This is a genomic window from Bacillus sp. FSL W7-1360 (assembly GCF_038592975.1).
Taxonomy (GTDB): domain Bacteria; phylum Bacillota; class Bacilli; order Bacillales; family Bacillaceae_D; genus Shouchella; species Shouchella lonarensis.
Genome location: NZ_CP151950.1, coordinates 2,345,613 through 2,365,706, shown reverse-complemented (window position 1 = coordinate 2,365,706; position 20,094 = coordinate 2,345,613). Strand labels below are relative to the sequence as shown.

At 45.8% G+C, this 20,094-nt stretch carries 27 protein-coding genes; all 27 read right to left on the bottom strand.

Features of this window, described 5'->3' with window-relative positions:
• Positions 1–86 precede the first annotated feature (86 nt).
• Entirely contained in the window at positions 87–1,823 is a 1,737-nt protein-coding gene (locus NSQ26_RS12305; protein ID WP_499718347.1) for an ABC transporter ATP-binding protein, read from the bottom strand.
• Positions 1,820–3,580, bottom strand: a complete 1,761-nt coding sequence (locus tag NSQ26_RS12300; RefSeq protein WP_499718346.1) for an ABC transporter ATP-binding protein — start codon at positions 3,578–3,580, stop codon at positions 1,820–1,822. Before NSQ26_RS12300 ends, NSQ26_RS12305 begins: the two co-directional genes overlap by 4 nt.
• A 26-nt stretch (positions 3,581–3,606) precedes the next feature.
• Entirely contained in the window at positions 3,607–3,975 is a 369-nt protein-coding gene (locus NSQ26_RS12295; RefSeq protein ID WP_499718345.1) for a cupin, read from the bottom strand.
• Between the two features lie 122 nt (positions 3,976–4,097).
• Positions 4,098–4,391, bottom strand: a complete 294-nt coding sequence (locus NSQ26_RS12290; protein ID WP_499718344.1) for a hypothetical protein — start codon at positions 4,389–4,391, stop codon at positions 4,098–4,100.
• Positions 4,392–4,534: 143 nt separating this feature from the next.
• On the bottom strand, positions 4,535–5,275 hold the full coding sequence (locus tag NSQ26_RS12285; protein ID WP_499718343.1) for a hypothetical protein: 741 nt from the start codon (positions 5,273–5,275) through the stop codon (positions 4,535–4,537).
• On the bottom strand, positions 5,272–5,976 hold the full coding sequence (locus NSQ26_RS12280; RefSeq protein WP_499720069.1) for a Type 1 glutamine amidotransferase-like domain-containing protein: 705 nt from the start codon (positions 5,974–5,976) through the stop codon (positions 5,272–5,274). Before NSQ26_RS12280 ends, NSQ26_RS12285 begins: the two co-directional genes overlap by 4 nt.
• A gap of 23 nt (positions 5,977–5,999) precedes the next feature.
• Positions 6,000–7,628, bottom strand: a complete 1,629-nt coding sequence (gene abc-f / locus NSQ26_RS12275; protein ID WP_499718342.1) for a ribosomal protection-like ABC-F family protein — start codon at positions 7,626–7,628, stop codon at positions 6,000–6,002.
• Positions 7,629–8,026: 398 nt separating this feature from the next.
• Positions 8,027–8,377 carry a DUF4260 domain-containing protein gene (locus NSQ26_RS12270; RefSeq protein WP_499718341.1) on the bottom strand — a complete coding sequence of 117 codons (351 nt, stop codon included), beginning with the start codon at positions 8,375–8,377 and terminating at the stop codon, positions 8,027–8,029.
• Between the two features lie 40 nt (positions 8,378–8,417).
• Positions 8,418–8,996, bottom strand: a complete 579-nt coding sequence (locus tag NSQ26_RS12265; protein ID WP_499718340.1) for a histidine phosphatase family protein — start codon at positions 8,994–8,996, stop codon at positions 8,418–8,420.
• Between the two features lie 12 nt (positions 8,997–9,008).
• Positions 9,009–9,758: an amidohydrolase family protein gene (locus NSQ26_RS12260; RefSeq protein WP_499720067.1), complete on the bottom strand. Its 750-nt coding sequence runs from the start codon at positions 9,756–9,758 to the stop codon at positions 9,009–9,011.
• Between the two features lie 27 nt (positions 9,759–9,785).
• On the bottom strand, positions 9,786–10,166 hold the full coding sequence (locus tag NSQ26_RS12255; protein ID WP_499718339.1) for an NUDIX hydrolase: 381 nt from the start codon (positions 10,164–10,166) through the stop codon (positions 9,786–9,788).
• 27 nt (positions 10,167–10,193) lie between these two features.
• A complete protein-coding gene (locus tag NSQ26_RS12250) occupies positions 10,194–10,667 on the bottom strand; it encodes an NUDIX domain-containing protein (protein WP_499720066.1) in 474 nt (157 codons plus the stop codon).
• Entirely contained in the window at positions 10,667–11,137 is a 471-nt protein-coding gene (locus NSQ26_RS12245; RefSeq protein ID WP_499718338.1) for an NUDIX hydrolase, read from the bottom strand. Before NSQ26_RS12245 ends, NSQ26_RS12250 begins: the two co-directional genes overlap by 1 nt.
• A 28-nt stretch (positions 11,138–11,165) precedes the next feature.
• Positions 11,166–11,636: an NUDIX domain-containing protein gene (locus NSQ26_RS12240; protein ID WP_499718337.1), complete on the bottom strand. Its 471-nt coding sequence runs from the start codon at positions 11,634–11,636 to the stop codon at positions 11,166–11,168.
• Complete coding sequence (locus tag NSQ26_RS12235) at positions 11,633–11,959, bottom strand: GNAT family N-acetyltransferase (protein WP_499718336.1); 327 nt, start codon at positions 11,957–11,959, stop codon at positions 11,633–11,635. The genes NSQ26_RS12240 and NSQ26_RS12235 overlap by 4 nt, the downstream gene beginning before the upstream one ends.
• 139 nt (positions 11,960–12,098) lie before the next feature.
• Positions 12,099–12,767 carry a 2-phosphosulfolactate phosphatase gene (locus tag NSQ26_RS12230; protein WP_499718335.1) on the bottom strand — a complete coding sequence of 223 codons (669 nt, stop codon included), beginning with the start codon at positions 12,765–12,767 and terminating at the stop codon, positions 12,099–12,101.
• 109 nt (positions 12,768–12,876) lie between these two features.
• Positions 12,877–13,698, bottom strand: a complete 822-nt coding sequence (locus NSQ26_RS12225) for a GNAT family N-acetyltransferase (RefSeq protein ID WP_499718334.1) — start codon at positions 13,696–13,698, stop codon at positions 12,877–12,879.
• A gap of 101 nt (positions 13,699–13,799) precedes the next feature.
• Entirely contained in the window at positions 13,800–13,991 is a 192-nt protein-coding gene (locus NSQ26_RS12220; RefSeq protein ID WP_499718333.1) for a hypothetical protein, read from the bottom strand.
• Positions 13,992–14,073: 82 nt separating this feature from the next.
• Positions 14,074–14,739, bottom strand: coding sequence for an MBL fold metallo-hydrolase (locus tag NSQ26_RS12215; RefSeq protein WP_499718332.1), 666 nt, complete (start codon positions 14,737–14,739; stop codon positions 14,074–14,076).
• A gap of 79 nt (positions 14,740–14,818) precedes the next feature.
• Positions 14,819–15,265: an NUDIX domain-containing protein gene (locus tag NSQ26_RS12210; protein ID WP_499718331.1), complete on the bottom strand. Its 447-nt coding sequence runs from the start codon at positions 15,263–15,265 to the stop codon at positions 14,819–14,821.
• Positions 15,252–15,839 (bottom strand): AAA family ATPase, encoded by a 588-nt coding sequence (locus NSQ26_RS12205; RefSeq protein WP_499720065.1) that lies wholly within the window; start codon positions 15,837–15,839, stop codon positions 15,252–15,254. The genes NSQ26_RS12210 and NSQ26_RS12205 overlap by 14 nt, the downstream gene beginning before the upstream one ends.
• Positions 15,839–16,813 carry a phosphotransferase family protein gene (locus tag NSQ26_RS12200; RefSeq protein ID WP_499718330.1) on the bottom strand — a complete coding sequence of 325 codons (975 nt, stop codon included), beginning with the start codon at positions 16,811–16,813 and terminating at the stop codon, positions 15,839–15,841. The genes NSQ26_RS12205 and NSQ26_RS12200 overlap by 1 nt, the downstream gene beginning before the upstream one ends.
• Entirely contained in the window at positions 16,764–17,570 is an 807-nt protein-coding gene (locus tag NSQ26_RS12195; protein ID WP_499718329.1) for a class I SAM-dependent methyltransferase, read from the bottom strand. Before NSQ26_RS12195 ends, NSQ26_RS12200 begins: the two co-directional genes overlap by 50 nt.
• Positions 17,571–17,575: 5 nt before the next feature.
• On the bottom strand, positions 17,576–18,247 hold the full coding sequence (locus tag NSQ26_RS12190) for a Type 1 glutamine amidotransferase-like domain-containing protein (RefSeq protein ID WP_499718328.1): 672 nt from the start codon (positions 18,245–18,247) through the stop codon (positions 17,576–17,578).
• 51 nt (positions 18,248–18,298) lie between these two features.
• Positions 18,299–18,649: a nuclear transport factor 2 family protein gene (locus tag NSQ26_RS12185; protein ID WP_499718327.1), complete on the bottom strand. Its 351-nt coding sequence runs from the start codon at positions 18,647–18,649 to the stop codon at positions 18,299–18,301.
• A gap of 22 nt (positions 18,650–18,671) precedes the next feature.
• Positions 18,672–19,172 carry a GNAT family N-acetyltransferase gene (locus tag NSQ26_RS12180; protein ID WP_499718326.1) on the bottom strand — a complete coding sequence of 167 codons (501 nt, stop codon included), beginning with the start codon at positions 19,170–19,172 and terminating at the stop codon, positions 18,672–18,674.
• A gap of 12 nt (positions 19,173–19,184) precedes the next feature.
• Positions 19,185–19,883, bottom strand: a complete 699-nt coding sequence (locus NSQ26_RS12175; RefSeq protein WP_499718325.1) for a class I SAM-dependent methyltransferase — start codon at positions 19,881–19,883, stop codon at positions 19,185–19,187.
• Between the last annotated feature and the right edge of the window lie 211 nt (positions 19,884–20,094).

Here is a 20,094-nt window from a genome sequence, read left to right as displayed (position 1 = left end):
ACGTCTTTTATTCTAACACAGTTAATGAGATGACAAAATAATAACGACTTGTAAATGATCGCTGTTTCCTTGCTCCTTAGTGTTGACTATTTCTTCTCCCCCAACCACACATTTACATCCTCACAAGACTCCCGTACCTCTGCCAATGTTCCTTGCGCGACAATGCTTCCTTCATCCATAACAATCACATGATCCGCTCGTAGTAAACAGTCTTTCCGATGCGATACGACCAAGTACGTACGATCACGCTTATTTGCGAGATTTTCCCATAAGTGCGCTTCCGTTTGGACATCGAGTGCACTCGACACATCATCTAGCACAAATACGTCCGCCTCACATGCCAGCATCCGCGCGATTGCCACGCGCTGCACTTGTCCACCTGATAGTTTCATCCCGCGCGTACCAATAATTGTTTCAATACCGTCGGGCATTTGCGCAATTGTCTCTGTTAAGACGGCCTCTTCAATAACCCGGGACAAATCAACGTCATCTTCAGACTTGCCAAGCAAAATATTCTCCTTGATTGAAGCGCTAAACAGTGTTGGCACTTGCGGTGTGTATGCGCTATAAGGAGGGCCAAAAAAAGCCGCCCCGCCATCTACACGTTGTCCGTTCCAACAAACCTCACCCGCTTGCTTTGGCAACTGCCCAAGCAACGTTCGTAACAACGTTGTTTTCCCCGCACCAACGCGCCCGGTAATAACAGTGAAACGCCCTTTTTTTATCGTAAAACTCGCGTCCTGCACGCCTTGCGTGGAACCTGGGAACTGATAGGTCAAGCCTGACACACGTAACTGTTCGAAAGAAGAAACCCGAACCTTTTCCTCATCATTTACCGGCAGCTGCTTCAACGGTAAAGGCGTGTGCCGGACGAGCGCCTGAGCTTGTTTCTCCCCAAATAACGCCGCCATTCGCTTGAAAGAAATGCTCGTTTGCCGGTAATGAGCCAGAAAGCGTCCGAAAAACTGGGTAAACTCCGTGACGTAGCCAAGATAAAAGACAAACAACACAAAGTCACCGATTTTAAAAGCACCGCTTTGCATCGCTCCTGCTGAGAGCAATAAAATGAGCCCGGTTCCGATCGTCACCGTGTTTGCAAAGACCGCCTCCAAGGCTTGCGTCAACACACGATCTTTCACCATCGTCTTTCGTCGCTCTTCGTTCAATGTGTCCATTCGCGCAAGCATCCGTGACTCTGCCCGCGCCAGTTGAATCGCTTGTGACATCGCTGTCATCTCACCAATCGTACTTACGACAGCAGCAGAAGCTTGCTTACTTTTCTCACGATATGCGCCTAGTCGTTTCATCGCCATATTGGCAATCGCGACAACGACAATGAGTGGTACAAATACGAACAACGTTAACTGCACATCTATTGCTAACAAAAGGACGAGAGAGCATATCGCAAACAAAAACCGACCCATGACATCTAACGTCCAACTAATCGCATCTTCTGCTTGCGCTGCATCTTCGCGAAATTGAATGACCATTTGCCCTACTTCCAGATTCACTGGCTGCGCTAGCACATGGGCAAATAAATTTTTTCGAATGAGCCCGCTCATCATAAACCGGTGCCACACATCGGTCAGCGCACCGATAAAAATAAACGTGATCCGTCCGCACGCAACGCCCAGTAGTAGAAGTAACAAACTCCATACACCGATTGTCAAGGTTGCGTCACCTGTCAATGTATGCAACAATTCTCGCGTCAACAAACCCGGCACAATCGGGAAAAGATGAATGACGAGCCAAATGAATCCATTTAACACATACAACCACGGCTGGTACATGATGAGTGCCCACATAAACTGAAATGGCTTCATTGTAACAACTCCTTTCTTCCCCCGTGCAACAACTTATAAAAGTGTGTGTGCGGGTTTGATGCGAGTTGTTCGCGCTTGCCATATTCCAGCACACGCCCGTGGTTGAGAATGAGCACTTCATCAACATGGGCAATCGTCGCTAGGCGATGGGCAATAATGATCGCTGTTCGCCCGGCAAGAAGCCGACGCATTGCCTGGTCGAGCACCTGCTCCGTAGCTGGATCAAGACGCGCTGAGGCTTCATCTAAAATGATTAGCCCCGGGTTAGCTAAAAATACCCGTACCAACACGAGCAACTGCGCTTCCCCAGCTGATAGTTGCACGCCCTCTTCGCCTACATACGTATCTAATCCATGGGGAAGCGTGCGGTACCAAGATGCCAAACCGAGTTCATTAATCACCGTAATGATTTTTTCATCACTGACATGCGGGTTAAAGAACGTCACATTGTCACGCACCGTTGCTTTCAGTAACTGTACATCTTGCGTCACAAAACCAACTCGCGCTCGCAAATCGGATTGATCGACCTCAGAAAGCGATACATCTCCAAGTTTGATCGCCCCTTCATCCGGCTCATGAAAACGTATCAACAATCGAGCGAGCGTTGTCTTCCCACTCCCGGTTTTTCCGAGTAAACCAAGGACCTTCGTTTCCCGAAGCTGTATATAAATGTCCTGCAGTACTGGCGTATCCGCTGCATAACCGAACGACACATTGCGCATCGATACCGACAGCGCACCGTCCGGCAAACACTTCTCACCTTCGTTCCTTATCGTTGCTTGCAGTTGGAATAACGCTTTTACCCGTAAAATACTCGCATCTGCCTTTTGTAAATCCTCCAGCTGATAACGAATATGTTCAATCGGTTTGATGAGTAATTCAGTGAAATAAAACACCATCACCACCGTACCCATCGTAATGATCCCAGCTTGAAACAACGATGCACTGAGCCCGAAAGCGACCACATTCCCAAGTGTAAACACAAAGATCGTCGTCATCCACATCGCATAACCACGCACGTGCGCCTGCTTCGATACTGGATACCACCTGTGTAACAACTGTTCAAACCGCCACAACACGTACGTGCGCCCACCGTTGGCACGCACTTCTTCACGAGCAGCAAGCTGCTCAGTTAAAAAACCGAAAAAATCGCCGATCACTGCACGCAATCGCTGCCAATACGGCACTGCGAGCAGACGCATTTTATCGATTGCCCAAAAGGCAATCATGATAAACATGGTCATCACAACACCAATTCGCCAATCTTCTACTACGAATACGATCAAAATCCCGACAATAAACGTCGTATTTCCTAGTAAGCTGATCACAAAATGCGAGAAGAAATTTTGTAACACCTGCACATCGCCATCAATCCGCTCAATCATTTCTCCAGTAGAAAATGACTGTTGCTGGGCCCGATCTAATGTGAAATAATGGGCCATCAACTCCGCACGGAGCGCATTGGTTGCTCGCCAACCAACATTTTCGCCCATGTATACGACAAGTACATGGAGCGCTTGCCCAGCTAACGCCCATACGACGAACAAGATAGCCGCACTATACATCTGTGAGATCGAACCACCCGTCCTTGCGAGATCAATAAACTGACGCAACGCAAGTGGGCTAAGCAGTTGACAACCGATGCTGATGAACAAAAGTACAAATAGTGCTACAACACGCCACCTCATTGGTCGCATATACTGATAGAGTAATTGCCCATATGCTTTTATAGGCATTCGTTTTTTCTTATCTATCATAGGTTCCTACTTTGAATGCGTTTAACTTATTGTGGTTCCCCCTTTATTTCCTCAAGCATTGCATGAGGTTGTAACGTTTCTGATTCAACAACGAGTGCCGTTAATCCGACGGCTGTCTTCGTCTCATGTCCTTCGCCTTTTTCCCAAAAAACCGCTTCACCGGCGGAGATAGAGAGCGACGAGCCCGTCTCGCCACGTACTTCTCCTGCTCCATCGACCACAATTAACAACTGATTCACGACTGCTTCGTGAAAACCGATCACATCGCCTGTCTCAAGATATACCATACCAACATGCGTCGCACTGTCTGTCATAACCAACTTTGTCATGATAAAATGAGAGTCAAAGTGCGTGACTTTCTTTCCTGTTTCTCGCGAAAATTTAAAGCGTTTCATGTGTGATGTCCTCCTTTCCTAGTTTTCATTTTTCTTCTAGAGTGAGTCAACCAATTTCAATCATTCTATTCTACAACTTATCGTTTATAGCATCCTCCAAGAAGGATCATACAAACTGCAGACTATTTTTTCTTCACCGCCATGATAAAAAGAACCAAAGAAATAATTATCATGAAGTAAACCGGAACAAGCGAGACACTATAAATCGCTTCATCCGTAATGGTATTCGACATATCTACTATGACTGCGTTTGCAACCACACCTGTGTCTATATCAATACTTAACCATTTGAATGATATAGGGTTCTTGGCATCCAAATAAACTTCCGCTACATATAAAGGACTACGCGTTAACTCAAAAATCAAATATACGATGCTACCTAGCAATAGAGCATATGAAGCAATCTGTTTTTTCATTTTTGATCCTCCAGATCATAAACTAGTAAAGTCCTGCCACCATTTGAGTTGGCACAAACTTCTCAGTGTATTTTGTAGCGACGCCAACTTATTATCCTTTATACACCGTAGCACCTTTAAATGCATAAATCTATAGCGAAAACTTAAACCCTTTCACCTCGCCTCTCCTTCCACTTTCTCACTGTCTCACTAATGACATGCGCCAACCGCAACCGGCTACACCATGCTTCAACATCCCCTTGCGTACGATCCTCATTGTGCGCCATATACGCTAATCCCTCCACATTCATCGCACCGACCTGCGCCGCCCCATATACATCACACACAAGCAACGGCCATTCCGCATCCGTCATTGCCGCCTGCGAATGCTGCACAATGTGCATGAGTGCGCGCTGACTGAAACCGCACGAGCCGGCGGTCACATCCGCCTCACGCCCCAAAGCGAGGGAAAAAATTTTGTTCGTGATCGCTTCTGTTTCCTGCCATGCATCCGGATGCGTCGCAAATGCGTGGACCGTCCGACCAATGAGCACATAATCATGGGCAACAATTTTCTCATGCACACATCGCCACTCATCCGGCGACTGCAGCGCCCACGTCACGAGTCGATCCAAATCACAATAGTGATAAAAATCATGTCCATACGACTGCGCGAGCGCTGCCACTTTTCGACGCGCATGCGCCACCCCGTTTTTCTCAATGTTACACACGGTAAAGCCATGCGCTTTTAGTACGTCATACACACGCCGATCCGTCTGTTCGCTCAACGCCACATATTTTGCCCCTGGATACGTGGTGAGCACTGGCATTGCTGCTACTAAAGGTTGATAGAGTATACCCGTTGGATCATGCATAATGGTGATGAGCGCGACATCATTTTTCATGTGCAATCACTCCCTAAATAACTCACAGCTAATTTCCCTTCCTCTACTGACCGGCCACCTCTCACTTCATAAACTGATGCTGCTTTCCGCGAACAAACGAGGCGGGATCGCTCGCCATCCACGTAATGTACGGCCGCACCATCATCCACACCTACGCCAGGCTTTAGCACACGGTCGCGGACAAAACGCTCATATGTTGGGCGGCGGTCCGCTTCGCCATCAAAATGTGGACAATAACTTCCGTTCAAAAAACCTAAGCAAGCCATCGGTTCGAGCCTGTCTCCATAAGAATCAGTGATCCCTTCCTCAAACCAACACATCGCCCCCGCACTAATACCCGCCAAAATGATGCCTTGTTCCCACGCTTGACGAGCAATCTGATCGACACCCCACTCCCGCCATAACTCGAGCAAATTTTTTGTATTCCCACCACCGACATACCAAATGTCGTGTCCAAGCAAATACGGTGCCAAATCACGCCGTGGTTCACGTAATAACGACAGATGCGCACATTCACAATCATACTTTGAAAAAGCCTTGTAGAAACGCTCGATATACTGCACCGAATCCCCACTCGCGGTCGGGATAAAGCAAACTTTCGGCTTCTTTTTTGGTGTTTGCGCTAAAATATACTCATCTAATAACGGATTTTCGGGCTCCATCGAGAAGCCCCCTCCGCCTAATGCAATAATTTGCTTGATCGTTTTCTCCCTCCTTCTCCCGTCTACGCATTTGCCTCTCGCTTCATGCGAGCATAAGCAAAGTTTCCTTCATACCGTGTCAATTTACCATCCTCAAGCCAACACGTCACCGGAAACAACTTATTTAAAAAATAACGGTCATGCGAGACGACGACAATCGTCCCTGGAAATAGCGCGAGCGCTTCTTCCAATGCTTCTTTTGAAGCAATATCAAGGTGATTCGTTGGTTCATCTAAAATGAGCACATTATGCTTTTCATACATCAACTGAGCAAGACGTAACCGCATTTTCTCCCCACCACTTAGTTGCGCAACTTTCTGGAACACATCATGACCATAAAAGAGAAATTGGGCCAGCTTCCCGCGCGCTTCTCCTTCTGTCACGGTACAGCTGGCGCGAAACGCTTGCAACACCGTCTGCGTCTCATCCAGCTCTTGGTAATGTTGGGACAAATACCCGCACGACACACCTGCACCGAGTTGTATGTCGCCCGCATCTGGCGCATCCTGCCCAAGTAAAAGACGCAGCAGCGTTGACTTTCCCGCACCATTGCCCCCTACAATGGCTACCCGCTCGCGGTGGCGTACAGAGAGGGTAGTTCCTCGAAGAATGTGATTACCAGCGATCGTCTTCTCGACTCCATCTATACGCAATACATCTTGCCCACTTCGCTTCTGTTCGGCAAAAGACAATGCCATCGCTTTTTCTTGTGGTGGCCGTTCCAGTTGCTCGATTTTCGCGAGTGCCTTTTCCATACTTTTCGCTTGCCGATGCATTCCCGCATTTGGTGGACTCGCGCGATTGGCCCACTCCTTTAGCCGCTTAATCGTCGCTCGCATTTTTTTCATTTTCTTCTGTTGATCTTCGTATTGTTTAAACTGTAACAACACCCGTGCCTCTTTTTCCTCGACATAATACGAGTAGTTGCCATGATAATGATGTAACTTTCCTTGTTCAATTTCTACAATCGACTGGACTGCTTCATCTAAAAAGGTGCGATCATGTGAAACAATGACGACCGTGCCCTCGTAGTGCCGCATCCAGTCTGTTAGCCATTCGATCGCCGGCAAATCCAAATGATTCGTTGGCTCGTCCAATAACAACAAATCTGGCTGTTGTAACAACAACTGTGCCAAGCCGACTTTCGTACGCTCTCCGCCACTTAACATGTGCCACTGTTTCCCTAGTAAATCATTTAACTGCAGACCATCCGTCACTCGCCGAATGACCGCATCTTGCTCATAACCACCTTGCGCCGCAAAACTCTCTTGTAATTTTCCGTACTCATTCAGCAATCGCGCTAAACGATTTTCATCTTTTTCTACCGCCAGTTGCTGCTCCAGCACTTGCATCCGCTCTGCCAAAGCCTGTACTTCCGCAAAGACGTCAGACAAAATGGCCAAAACCGATTTTTCCCCTGCGCGCACGGGACGCTGCTCAAGCAGCCCCACCCTAATGTCTTTTTTCCATGAGATGGTTCCTGCCTGCGGCGCTGTTCTTCCTGCTAACAAATGAAGCAACGTCGTCTTCCCTTCACCGTTACGTCCAATCAAACCAACGCGCTCACCTTGCTTCATTTCCCACGATACTTGTTCAAAAATCGTCTTGCCGCCCAACTGCTGTGTGCAAGCATGCATTTGACATACAATCATTTCATACTCCCCCTATACTAATGTCCACAGGAAGAGATTTCACCGAGGTTTTATGCGTACAAACAATATCGCTTCAACATTTTTATAACACAAAAAAGACGCCAGAGTTTACTCCGTCGCCTACTGTCTTTGTCCGTTTGCGAGTAAAAGTCTCTTCCCTGTGGTTTTTCCTATACTGTTGTCTCTTGAAAAAGGACAGACTGGTCCAATTTCGCAACAACTGCGGAAAAAAGAGCATGACAAATCCATAAGTATGCTAATATGGCTGCCTGGCTCCCACATGAAAGATTCATTTTACCCACCTCCTAAAATTATGATTACACCGAGCATACACGATCTTGCGCGTGTTGTCTAGAGAAATCAGTGATTTTTTATTTTTGTGTGCTCTAGGTACCTGTTCACATTCGATCAATATGCGTATCCTTAAACTGCGTATCATACTTCAAACCAAATCCACAAAACCGATCCATTCCGATATGCGCCCCCCATATCAACCCGATCTCTAGCAACAGTTGTTGCTCCAACCACACCCCTATAGCGATCAGCATCACCGGAACGACATACGTATGAAATAAATTGTAAACGATGCTACCAACTTTTTGATTGTACATATAAGCAACCATCGATATGTCCGGTGCCAGTGCGAGGACGAGAAGGAACCACCACGCACCACCGATGTAAAAATAGAGCCCAACCGCCAACAAAAAGACCGCTAATCCTTCTAATTGGATGATACGTTTGACATTCATTTTCACCCTCCCAATACCTAAAATCTATTCAGGCAGATTGCTAACCCACTTCCCACAATCTCGTTACACTTATCATTCTTTCACCTTGAAAATTAAGCTTGTAAATATCCGGCTTGCTCGTATTCAACCAAAAATCGTAGTCATAGAAAGAATCATATGCATTTAAGATAATCGTCATGATATTCCCGTGAATGCCAATCGCAACTTTTTTACCTGCATATCTCGTCAACACATCAGTCATCCCTCGCATGCCACGTTGTTTCGCTTCCACATTCGACTCGCCACCTGGAAATGTATACGTTGTCTCTTGAAAGACTTTTTTTATGGCTGGAAAAAGGTGCTCTCCAAAGATATAGTCTGGGCCACTCATCGCCCTTTCACGAAAATCTTCATTCGTTTCGATATTTATCCCTCGTTCACGCGACGCATCTTCCAGCGTCTGAATCGCCCGACGATATGGGCTAGAGATCAGCACATTTACACCCTCTTCTTTTAAAACGCGCGCCACTCTTTTCGCGTCAGAAAATCCTATGTCTGTCAGACCTCTCGTTCTTTCTTCCCGTTTAGAACCCCTCTCGGAGGATGCATGTCTGACAAAATAAATTGTTGTTTCTAACATACTGGTGTCCCCCTATCTTGACTGTAAATACCACGCCCGCGCATTTTTATATAACACTTTTTCCGCAGCTTCTAGCGGAAGCGCTCTATATACGAGGTTAATATCATCATCACAATACGGTCTTTTCGCCCGCGTCGAAGGCAAATCTGTGCCAAACATGAGCGCATGCGGGTTGGCTTCATAGATTGTACGCAATGCTTCTTCAACGTCAAAATCGACCCTACCGAACCCAGTCGCTTTCACTTTGACTCCTTTATTAACCAAGGCAAGCAAGTGTGGAAGCCCTTCTTTCGATAAGCCGAGATGGTCAATGGACACAGCTGGCAAGCGCTCAAGTATCAATGCAATTTCGGGTAACGAGATTGCGTCGATGTACAATTCTGTATGCCAGCCAGCTAAATTGTAGACTCTTCTTGCAAATGCATCTAACCGCGCAATATCTTCAGAACCACCTCGTTTCACGTTAAAACGCAGCGCCCGCACCCCGCCATCATGCAGCTTCATGATATCGGCATCACTTACCTCATATGGTAGTTGCGTCACACCAACGAAATTTTCTCCTAACTGCTTTAGTGCATGCAGTAAGTAGGTCTGGTCGTATCCTTGAAAAGAGCCTGAAACAATCGCACCTCCTTCTAGCTGTATACCTTTCGTTCTCTTAAGATACTGCTCATGCGTAAATGGATCTGGTAAATAGCCTTGATTTTCGATTAACGGAAACTTCGGGTCAATAATATGAAAATGAGCGTCGAATATTTTCATCATTTTTCTCATCCCCTCTCCTAATCTTTACCTCTCCATATATTCCTCCACCAACGTCACAACAGCTGGTGCCATCCACTCTTTTTTCTTGACACTGATCCAATCGACTTCGCTAATTTCAGCACAAGGAGAAATTTCTCCATCCCAATTAGCAGCAAAACAAATTAACTCCACGAGTGCTTCTTCCCCGTAAGCCGGCCCCTTCACTGTATACAAATACTGCACGCGATCCTTTTGAACCGTGATATTCAATTCTTCCGCTAACTCCCGTACTAACGCATCTTCAGGCGCTTCCTCCGCTTCTACTTTTCCACCTGGCAAGTACCAAAGCTCATTGTCGCGCACACGCACGAGCAGCAATTTATCCGCTTTTTGTTGCACCAGACACGCACATTTAATCGTTTTCATTGTTATTCATTCCACCCATTCTGTCTATTACGTCTTCGTGATGACAACTTCTTTTTCATTCTTATGATCATCCCACACGACATGAATTTCGAATGTCCCATCTTCAAAGAAAAATGGCATACGCCTACGGATCGACTTTTGCATTGGAAGAGACGCGACCTCTTCGATATCGACCCATACCGGACGCCCACCTTCCGCATCATCACCATTTAACTTACCTTTGAAACTTTTTGACAAGTAATTAAAAATGATATAACGCTCATGGCTATCAGGATTGACGCATTCGTACAGTCCTTTGTAAATGAGCTGATCTACTTTAAGCCCTGTTTCTTCATATACTTCTCTTATCGCGCATTGCACCGGACTTTCAGGAAATTCTAATTTACCACCTGGAGGAATAAACCCTTTAAAATCATCGTGTTGTCGGTCGAGTAACAGTACTTGGTTTCCGTCTTGTATAAGACATAATGTGTAGATTGTGTATTGAATCTGGGATTGGATCATCGTTTCAAGCTCTCATTGCAAAATTTTTTCTTAAATGCTTGAAGATAACGCGTATCCCCTTTTGTTAAAGGAGATGGCAGCGAGTCTAACGAATAGAAAGACAGTGATCTTGTCTCATCATTATCATCGGATAACGTTCCAGAAAAGCTTTTACATACATACACTGCTGTTACCGAATACAGTTCATCGCCGTTTGGAGCTTTCAAATAATATTCGCTCCCAGAAAATACATTTAACAACTCAAGCTCGTGAACATCTAAACCCGTCTCTTCCTTCACTTCTCGTGTTGCCACTTCTTCAAAACTTTCACCAAGATTCATCAAACCGCCCGGCAACCCCCAGGGTCCATCATGTCGTTCTTGTAAAAGCACCTTTTGTTCTAATTCATCCCACAAAATGACAACCGCGCCTGGTAAAATCAATGGCTTCGTCCCGACATATTTTCGTAGTTCTTTGAAATATTCCATAGCAACGACACTTCCTTTGCAAGTTTGCTTATTGATTAAGGTAAAATTGAACGCCAGCTTGATCGACCCAACTAAGTGATCCTTCTTCTAACAGTCTACGTAACTTCTTTTTTGTCACCCACTCGATACGATCAGAACCATCGCCTTTTTTCAATAGCTCTCCCTTCGCTCGACACCTAAAATACACGCCCATAGAGTTTACAGGCCCTTCAAGTGTTTGATACACCGCATAAGGCGCCATACATTCGACTGTAAATCCTGCCGTTGACGTCGTTTTTACTTCATGTAAAGGGTCTATGATGGATTCGAGATCAAGACCGGTCTCCTCCTTGATTTCTCGTCGCAGCCCATCAATAAGTGATTCATACTCTTCCAGTCTACCACCCGGCAATTCTATCGGGGTTTCGCTTTCATTTTCCTTTACACGTCTTTGCACAAGGATTTCTTCCTCATCATCCACATTTCTTATAATCAACGCTCTTACATTGACATGGATCATGTGGTCACCTCCTTCTTAAACAACACCCGATCGAGCCCCGGACCATCATAATCTTTGTGCACATAAACACCGTCTTCTAGCCATGGACTTTCTTCCACCTCAAAGCCCATATGTGTGTGGAAAGCAATGGACTGCTTGTTCACCGGGGAAGTGATGCACTTGATCGTCACCTTTTTTCGCTTCCCTCGCACCGCTTCAAAAAAGTGTTCATACAACCTTTGCCCAATGTATCGTCCACGGTAATCTGGATGAACACCGACGAAATGAATATACGCCTCATCTGTTTGTGTTTGCGACAAAAAGCCGATGAGAAATGCAACCATGTCTCCATCCTTATCGATGGTGTAGCTTGTTGCGCAACGCTTGTACTTGATGACCGCCAGCGCCGGCAAATGTCTTGCTTAAATTCTTCACGGATAAAACAGTCTCTTTTTGTTTTGTCATGATATCTTCCCTCACAATTTAGTTATCTCGTAAACCGTTTTCAAAATACGTGCCGTTCGGGTTCAACACAGGCACGACAGTCGTCGCATTAAATTGGGCACAAAAGGCCACATCATCTTCATATCCTCTTGCAATCAGTTCTTGCCCACTCCCGCACGATGTGACTAGCTCAGACAGTTCATTTCTACAACCACCAAAAGACGCGATACACACTTGTGCTTCGGGAGACTTTGAGCCTGCTAATCCTTGTAATATCGCACCAGCACCGAGGGCATCTTCTATTGCTGGTCTCATGTTGTTCTCCTCTGCTCTTGCGTCATCCCAACGTTCGCCGCAAGAGACCACCGTAATCGGTCTATTGATCTCTTCTTGTAATTTATTGCAATAGCTAGCAACAGCCGCCGCATTTAATAATGAGCCAATCACAAGCTTTGGTACTTGCTTGGCAATCCAAGCGCAATGCGCGCCGTTGAGCGAGCTCAACACAAACCGTCGCTCGCAATGTTCTCGTGCAAAAGAAACAGGCGACAACGTTGGCACACCTAATTTAGCCGCTTCGCTCCTACCAGGAAGATACGTTGCGCCAATGGACTGCGCATACATTTTGCCATCTTCATGCAAAGGATACGGGTAGATAACGGCCCCGTTGTGCAAGGCTGCAACGACCGTCGAGGAAAAACTGAGCACGTCGTGATATCGCCTCTTTTTGCTGCTTCCCTGGCGCCTCTTATCCCCCAATCATGGCGACAGTCAAAGGATCGTTGATCAAACATCGATGCACCTCCAGCCAGTCACATCACAATTTAAAATAATGAACGTAATAAGTTCTAATTCTCTTAAAACCTACCTTTTCTGCCACAGCTTGGGACCGGAGATTTTCCTTCATACAATCCCAGTAAGGGGTCAGTCCTCTACGTAAACATTCTTGAACATAGGCACCTGCCACAATTTGTGCCAGTTTTCTTCCTTCATATTCCTTTAATGTCTCTATCGCTGTCGAAGAAAACTTATCGGTGATGAAATCCGAGAAGCACACACTCACAACTTTTTGTTCATGAACGATACAATAACCGAAACCTTTTTCTAAGAACTGGTTGATACTCCCCCAATAACCCGTGATCTTCCCCTGTAAAAAGGATAGATTTTCAATCTCATTTGCGTTTAATAGAGAACTGGATATTTTGCATAACTCGTAACCGGGTGGTAGCTGATATCCTTGCAACGCTACATGACCACTTTCACGCAAAGTATACACGAACTGCTCGTCAGTTTCGATACCCTTATGTTGAAAAATATCTTTCACAGCCTGATCCCACTGCGGAGACGTTCCACCGATTTCAAACCAATCCCAGCCGATCTTTTTTGCTTCAGATTTTATATACCCCTCAATGAAAGGACCAATCTCTCGCTGAAACGTTTGATTCCCACCATCGCCGATCAAACCAAAACCAATGTCATCGGATTTAAACCAAACTAAACCTGTAGATGGCTTGTCCTTGTCATCAACAAAGATTCTTCCCGGATTGTTACCTAAAATAACGGCAGTTGCTAACGGATCATTTTCATCAATTAAATGCGTACATTTGTTAAATTCATTTTTTTTTAGTTCGTAGATCATTTTTTTCTCTTCTTTCTCTCTCATATTATAAATAGCGGATAGCGGTGCACAGACAGTGAGCCTCTAATGAAGAATACAGCAACTGTCATTTTGTGTGACCGTTACTGCTCACAAATAAAAGTATAGTCTAGGTATAAAAACGAACTTGAGATATTCACAGCCCCGTCATTCTTCAAACACTCTTCCGTCAATACTTGTACCTCTTGATAGTTAAAATAAACCTTTATCCCCAATAAAGCTAAGATGATCACCAATGATAGCACCAATACCCACGTCCAATGAATTCGCCTCATTTACTACTATCACCCCCTTCCTTCTCAAGTTCTCATGCGTATCATATCTTATCATCAAGCTATCCATAAAGCATCCTTTTCTCTAGCTCCCTTGATACCGCGCGACATACGCATCAATCTGTTTATGGGGCTCATAAACGTCACGCCCATGACAAAGGCTGACCAACCTCGGTTTCAGTGTCTCAACAACACGACCGCTCGTTACAGCTTGTTTTAAGTCGACAGTGGCAGAGCCGAACGGCTTCCGTAACTGCCCTCCTCGTGACATAAACAAATCTCCGCCGATTAATACATTGTCTGCTTCATGATAATACGCGACATGACCGGGCGTATGCCCCGGGGTGTAAAATGGCGTTAATCCCCCTATTTCTTTGAACATCCCATCAGGCAACACCGGTAGTGTCTCAGCAAGATGAGACGGAACCGCGTGTGTTGCTTTCTTCATTCCAGGATAAGGTTCGCTCCCTTCAAGGTATTTCATTTCACTCACATGCGCATAAACAGGGACGGTGTGTGCCGCGAGAATCTTTTTTAATCCGCCGACATGATCGAAATGACCGTGCGTAAGCAACACTGCTTTTAACTCGCCCCATTTTTCTATCTCCCGCAATAACCGCTTTGCCATAAAAGACAGACCCGTATCAACAAGATAGACACCCTCAGTTCCCTTTACAATCCAAGCGCTCACCTTCACCAAAAACCAAGCCTCGACTTTCTTGACATGTGGCGATACATTAATGGTTCTCATGATTTTCCTCCTAATGTCATCATTAAAGTCCGTTTTGCGCAAGTGGCGAGTCTAGGGAGAGCCTCCAAGCCCCTATCTATTATTTTATCTCCTTGACCAAACATAAGTCTACTGCATCAATCACTTCAACTCGTTCCTCTGTATCCCACAGCATGATACCCGATGTTTCCTCGTTTTCCACAAACGGTATGAGTTTTTCAACCATTGCACCGTATACCGGATTATATTTAAGCGTCCCATTTGATATGTGCTTTACCATTAGCCCAATAAAATCCATCTCCGTGACCATTTGCCCTGTTTCTTCATATAATTCTCTCATCGCGCATGCTTTAGGGGACTCACGCCCTTCCCTCTTACCCGCGGGCAGTTCCCATTGTTTTCTCCACGTATTATAACAAAACAGGAACTTCCCTTGACACTTGATCACTGCATATGAACCTGCGACAGGCTGATACTGATCAATCTCACATTCTTCTAACCGAATCAACTCAAGAAATTGAAAGCCGTGATTTTTATGTCTGATCATCAGATTCACCTAAACCTTCAGCCAGACGGATCATTTCCTTGATCACAACGTCCACATCCTCGCTGTCTTTGATGACAAACAAATGGTCTGCTTCTTCTTTGGTAGGATCTGTGATGTCTTGTTGCTCAGATTCACGCTGTTGTCGCACGAGCACTTCCTCAAAATTTTCATAAGATCCTCTAAAGATGTTCGTACTGCGGTTGCTTTCTCGCACTCGCTCCAGTAACACCTTATCTGCAAGATCAAAATGAACGAGAATGCGGACAAACTGTTTTCCGGAGAACACTTCTTCTAGCAAATACGCGCGACCTTTCTTGCTGCGGTTGGCGTTACAAATAATAAAATGACAGTTGGCATGCGCTTTCGCATAATCGACAATGAGCTGCGAAAGCGCATGTTTCAAGGTGTTAGGACCGCGTTTGGGGAGTAATTTTTCATAAAACGTATTTAAAAATGCCGCGTGGTTGTCTTGATCAACGACGCACGCATTGTTCAACTCTTTTTCTAATGCGCGAGCAAAGGTCGTTTTCCCGCTATGCGTCTTTCCTACTGTCAGCACGACGAACCTTTTCATCATTTATACCACCTCGGCTTGTCACTACGGAAGTCGTCATGATCGGCGACGACTTCCCTCGCATACGTCGCAAACATTTCTTCGTCTTCTGATGAGCGATCATTTCGGGCAATCCATACCACTGCTGATACGGCATGCATCGCACTGTACAGCGCATATAATGACCAAAAATGATCCGTTGGTGTTTTTCCACCGTGGTACCCATCAATCACACCAGTTGTAAACGGCGTACTCACCGCTTTTGAAAAGAAGCCAAGTTTACACAAGTCGTGCAGTGGATCGCCCCAATCATATTGCCCAAAATCAATCAAACCTGCAAACCGCCCTTGATGAATGATGATATTCCCTGGATAAACATCATCGTGTTGAAAACGGTTCGGACGTCCTTTCATCAATGTTTCTCTCTCCCGAATCGCGCGCACCAACGTCTCTTTAAATGTGCGCTCAAATGACATCTCTTCAAATGCATCTATATAGCGATCGCTCTTGTTTTTCTTATGCTCATACCACGGTGACACATCCGCTGGTGCAGGACACTCGTGCAGCTGCACCAGCATTTGCCCCGCTTCATAGCCAACGTGATACTGGGCATCTTTACTTAACGTTGGTAACACTTCTTCCCCGTCCACACCAGGTATATACGAAAGTAACATATACGCCCTCACTACTTCAGGACAAGTTTGAAACTTGTATGCCGTCGGAACATCACTACTATACACATCTAATTGCTTGAGCGTTTCAAACTCCTTTCGCCGTGCTTCCTGTTCCTCAATCGGAAAAATCCGTAGTAATAAGCGCTCGTCTAATACATACTTGTCGTGAGTAGAAAACCCTTTTTGGAGCGCCCGTACAGTCTTTGCACCTGTTTCTTGCTTCACTTGTGCCACAATCGCATCATTCGTTGTTTGACTCATATTTGCCCCCTCACACACGCGCAATCCAGATCGTCCACCGATCTTTTTCAATGATTTCATCTGTCATATCACCAATACTTTTTTCCACATGCGCAATTAATGCTTCTATTTGTGCGTCGTCTAATTGATGTAAAATCGAACGCCCGCGCCGTGTGCGTAAATCATGCCGCACCTCTTCTATATCCGCGTAGACATCGCGCACTTCCCACAGGTGATGAGTGCTCACCTCAGTAAAGCCGGCTTCTTTTAACGCATACTGTACTTGTTCATCCGTGAACCGTCTTTTTTCCTCCACTTCTCGTAAGAACGGGAATTTCTCAAATAAATAGCCGCGCAAGTGCGTTTGTGATCCCGGGAGAAAACAGTCTGCCGGCGTGCGGTCTTGAATGATCGCAACCCCATTTTCCGCACGTAAAGTACGGTGAAATGCCTCAAACGTCGGACGGAGCGTATCCAAATGATGAATGAGCGCCCGCGCCAACAAGACATCAATCGTTCCTCGTTGTAACACGGATAAATCATCTGAAGGTGCGTGCACATAATCAATGTTGCCACCGCTATTTTTTTCGCGGGCAGCCGTTAACATTTTTTCTGATTGATCTACACCTGTCACATGTTTGGCGCCATTCTCTGCAAAAAGCGTTGTATAAATACCACCACCGCAGCCAATATCAGCAACCGTTTTTCCTTCAATGCCGACATGTTTACGAACAAAGTCTAACCATGATTGGTGTCCTCTTCTCTCTGCATACGTGAAGCGATTTTCAAGTTGATCGAAGTTGTGTTTCATGTGGAAAACCTCCTTGTTATATCTCACTGCAATCACTTTACGTGCATTGACTGCACCTCAATCCTCCCTTCTCTCTCTGTATGCACATACACACTACCAATACACGAATATTCGTCCCCTACTTTTAATAAGTACGCATCATCATCAATGCCAAATCCGCGGGTAATATTCGTTTGCCGCATCCCAGCCGACAAGTTGTCTCGATCTTGCCACGCGGTGTAATGAACACTGATCGCGACGTCTTGCAACAGGCCGATCCCTTCCCTGATCAGCAATGATTGTGTCTCATTGTCGTTCGGTGAGATGATACAGCACGCTGGTGAAATGAGTGCGCCAGCTGAGAAGCCCATTACCGGTTTTCCTGCTTCATACATTGTCTTGATTTGCCGGGCCACACGGGCATCCGCCGCAAAATACTGATGATACTTCACCGTATCACCACCGCCAATGATGAGCGCATCTGCTTGTTTGATGGCTTGTGTGAGTGCCTCACTATCGTCCGGGCCAGAAACGGCAAAGAAATCAATGTTGTCGTAACCCGCTTCCATGAGTCCTGACGTGTACTTCGGCATGTACGCTTGCCAACCTTCCCGCTCTAAACAAGCAATTAAAATGTTGCTATCCTTCGGTAAATGACGCGTAAATGTTGCAACAGCATCCGGTGCGATCGGTGGCCCTCCGCCACCAAAAATAAGCGTTTTCATTTACTCCACCCCTTTTCATTGGTTAAGAAAAGAGGGCCAGCGCCCTCTCTTTTAATCACATGTTTTCGTTGCTTGATGAAACACCATTTTCCATTCCTCATTAAACTCTTTCCATATTGAACTTCGTAATGCTTGCTGTTGCGTATTTTTGTTGTACGTCTGAAATGTCACGTGCGCCACCTCCGCTGTAAGCAAGCGCATCGCAAAATCACTCAGTTCCATATCTACTTCACCAAGGCCGTCCACACAATCCTTATAAGAGGAGACATACCCAGAACTACCAAATTCAACAAAGTTTTCCGCTAGCAACTCCTTAATCCGCTCAGGATTATTCCGCACCTCATTTGTAAGCAGTACTTCTTCCAACGACTGTAAATGTGCTTTCAAAGCTGCCTCATTCATCTGACCGCCACTCCCCATTCATTTAGGACTTACTCGTTGCAAAGTGCTGCACGTTGCACAACTCACCGTCATATAATGTTTCCGCTTCCGAGTATGGAATCCCAATCCTTTCATATACCTTTCTCCAAAAAGCAATCGCGCGCGCGTTTTCTACCATTTGCAAATTAAGATACTTTCCAGGAAATTTCTCAAACACTAACTCTATCGCAGCCTGCGCCACTCCTTTTTTCCGGAAAGCATTGAGGACGAAAAGTTCGTTCACACAATAATCAACCTCATCCGCTGTATACGGCGGCTCATTGACCATGACGAAACCAGCAATGTGCGAATCATGGCTGATCAAAAAAGCATGTAACCGCTCGTCTTGTTCATATAAATGCAGTCCCTCATATTCAAAAACGCCTTGTTCATTTGGTTGCAATTCCGACGTGTATGCAGACAAATCATGCAAGTACAAGGAAACAAGATTCTTCAGTGTCTCCATATGAACAGGTTGCTGTATCGGGATTAGACGTGTCATCATTTATTTTCACCCTCACTTAGCAGGATTTTTCCACGCCTCAATATAAAAGTATTCTTCCTCCACTTCTAAAAAGCCGCGTGCTTCAATTTCCTCGTGCATCTGCCACAACTGTGCGCGATGCTTTTTCACATCAAAACCGGGTGCTTGCCACGGACAAGCGAGCAAATAATAGACAACTGCGCCAATATCGGTATAGCGCTTTTTTACCATCGCTTCACGTGCTGCTTCAATGTGAAAGCCCGCCGCTCGTAGCGCTTGCGCTGCATTTGTGACATGCCACTCAGAATATGATGGATCAAGTGGCAAGCCTAACCGCTCATTGAGTAGCTCCTCATTCCGTCCACCGACTTGTTGCGTAAGGAAACGTCCGCCAGGCGAGAGGAGTCGCTTCACTTCTGGTGGATCATACGAGTCGTGCTGATTGATGATCAAGTCAAATGCCTCCGCCTCAAATGGAAGTGACGCATCGTCCGCAAAAAACGCCACTTGGACACCGAGCGGCTCAAGTTTTTTACGCGCCACTGGGAAATTCGGCTCATACCCTTCTGTCGCACAGACAATCGGCGGGAACGCTGATTGCAATTTTGCAAGCGATTCACCACCGCCCGTACCCATGTCAAGCAGTGCCTTCGCTTGAGGAAGCGCCTCACGTACGAAGCGGCCATAATTCCAAGGTAAGGGATCACTCACCATGCGTCGCGCATTCGTCACAAACGACCAATCCCAGCCAGAAAAACCAGCCTGTACCGCTTGTTCAAGTAAATCGTCAAATCGTTCTTTTTTTTGTATTCATCTGTTAAGCCTCCTATGTTCTTCATCATTTTCTCTTAAATTAGGAAACAATGAAGGCAAGGGAGGACCGCGACAGCGTTTTTATATAAATCCTTCTGGATGCATACAATCACTCCTAGTACTTTGCTTT

Excerpts from the sequence above, each read along its gene's own strand:
- NSQ26_RS12305 (WP_499718347.1), bottom strand. The coding sequence starts at position 1,823 with ATGAAGCCATTTCAGTTTATGTGGGCACTCATCATGTACCAGCCGTGG.
- NSQ26_RS12300 (WP_499718346.1), bottom strand. The coding sequence starts at position 3,580 with ATGATAGATAAGAAAAAACGAATGCCTATAAAAGCATATGGGCAATTA.
- NSQ26_RS12295 (WP_499718345.1), bottom strand. The coding sequence starts at position 3,975 with ATGAAACGCTTTAAATTTTCGCGAGAAACAGGAAAGAAAGTCACGCAC.
- NSQ26_RS12290 (WP_499718344.1), bottom strand. The coding sequence starts at position 4,391 with ATGAAAAAACAGATTGCTTCATATGCTCTATTGCTAGGTAGCATCGTA.
- NSQ26_RS12285 (WP_499718343.1), bottom strand. The coding sequence starts at position 5,275 with ATGAAAAATGATGTCGCGCTCATCACCATTATGCATGATCCAACGGGT.
- abc-f (WP_499718342.1), bottom strand. The coding sequence starts at position 7,628 with ATGATTGTATGTCAAATGCATGCTTGCACACAGCAGTTGGGCGGCAAG.
- NSQ26_RS12270 (WP_499718341.1), bottom strand. The coding sequence starts at position 8,377 with ATGAATGTCAAACGTATCATCCAATTAGAAGGATTAGCGGTCTTTTTG.
- NSQ26_RS12265 (WP_499718340.1), bottom strand. The coding sequence starts at position 8,996 with ATGTTAGAAACAACAATTTATTTTGTCAGACATGCATCCTCCGAGAGG.
- NSQ26_RS12260 (WP_499720067.1), bottom strand. The coding sequence starts at position 9,758 with ATGAAAATATTCGACGCTCATTTTCATATTATTGACCCGAAGTTTCCG.
- NSQ26_RS12255 (WP_499718339.1), bottom strand. The coding sequence starts at position 10,166 with ATGAAAACGATTAAATGTGCGTGTCTGGTGCAACAAAAAGCGGATAAA.
- NSQ26_RS12245 (WP_499718338.1), bottom strand. The coding sequence starts at position 11,137 with ATGGAATATTTCAAAGAACTACGAAAATATGTCGGGACGAAGCCATTG.
- NSQ26_RS12240 (WP_499718337.1), bottom strand. The coding sequence starts at position 11,636 with ATGATCCATGTCAATGTAAGAGCGTTGATTATAAGAAATGTGGATGAT.
- NSQ26_RS12235 (WP_499718336.1), bottom strand. The coding sequence starts at position 11,959 with ATGGTTGCATTTCTCATCGGCTTTTTGTCGCAAACACAAACAGATGAG.
- NSQ26_RS12225 (WP_499718334.1), bottom strand. The coding sequence starts at position 13,698 with ATGATCTACGAACTAAAAAAAAATGAATTTAACAAATGTACGCATTTA.
- NSQ26_RS12220 (WP_499718333.1), bottom strand. The coding sequence starts at position 13,991 with ATGAGGCGAATTCATTGGACGTGGGTATTGGTGCTATCATTGGTGATC.
- NSQ26_RS12215 (WP_499718332.1), bottom strand. The coding sequence starts at position 14,739 with ATGAGAACCATTAATGTATCGCCACATGTCAAGAAAGTCGAGGCTTGG.
- NSQ26_RS12210 (WP_499718331.1), bottom strand. The coding sequence starts at position 15,265 with ATGATCAGACATAAAAATCACGGCTTTCAATTTCTTGAGTTGATTCGG.
- NSQ26_RS12205 (WP_499720065.1), bottom strand. The coding sequence starts at position 15,839 with ATGAAAAGGTTCGTCGTGCTGACAGTAGGAAAGACGCATAGCGGGAAA.
- NSQ26_RS12200 (WP_499718330.1), bottom strand. The coding sequence starts at position 16,813 with ATGAAATCATTGAAAAAGATCGGTGGACGATCTGGATTGCGCGTGTGT.
- NSQ26_RS12190 (WP_499718328.1), bottom strand. The coding sequence starts at position 18,247 with ATGAAAACGCTTATTTTTGGTGGCGGAGGGCCACCGATCGCACCGGAT.
- NSQ26_RS12185 (WP_499718327.1), bottom strand. The coding sequence starts at position 18,649 with ATGAATGAGGCAGCTTTGAAAGCACATTTACAGTCGTTGGAAGAAGTA.
- NSQ26_RS12180 (WP_499718326.1), bottom strand. The coding sequence starts at position 19,172 with ATGATGACACGTCTAATCCCGATACAGCAACCTGTTCATATGGAGACA.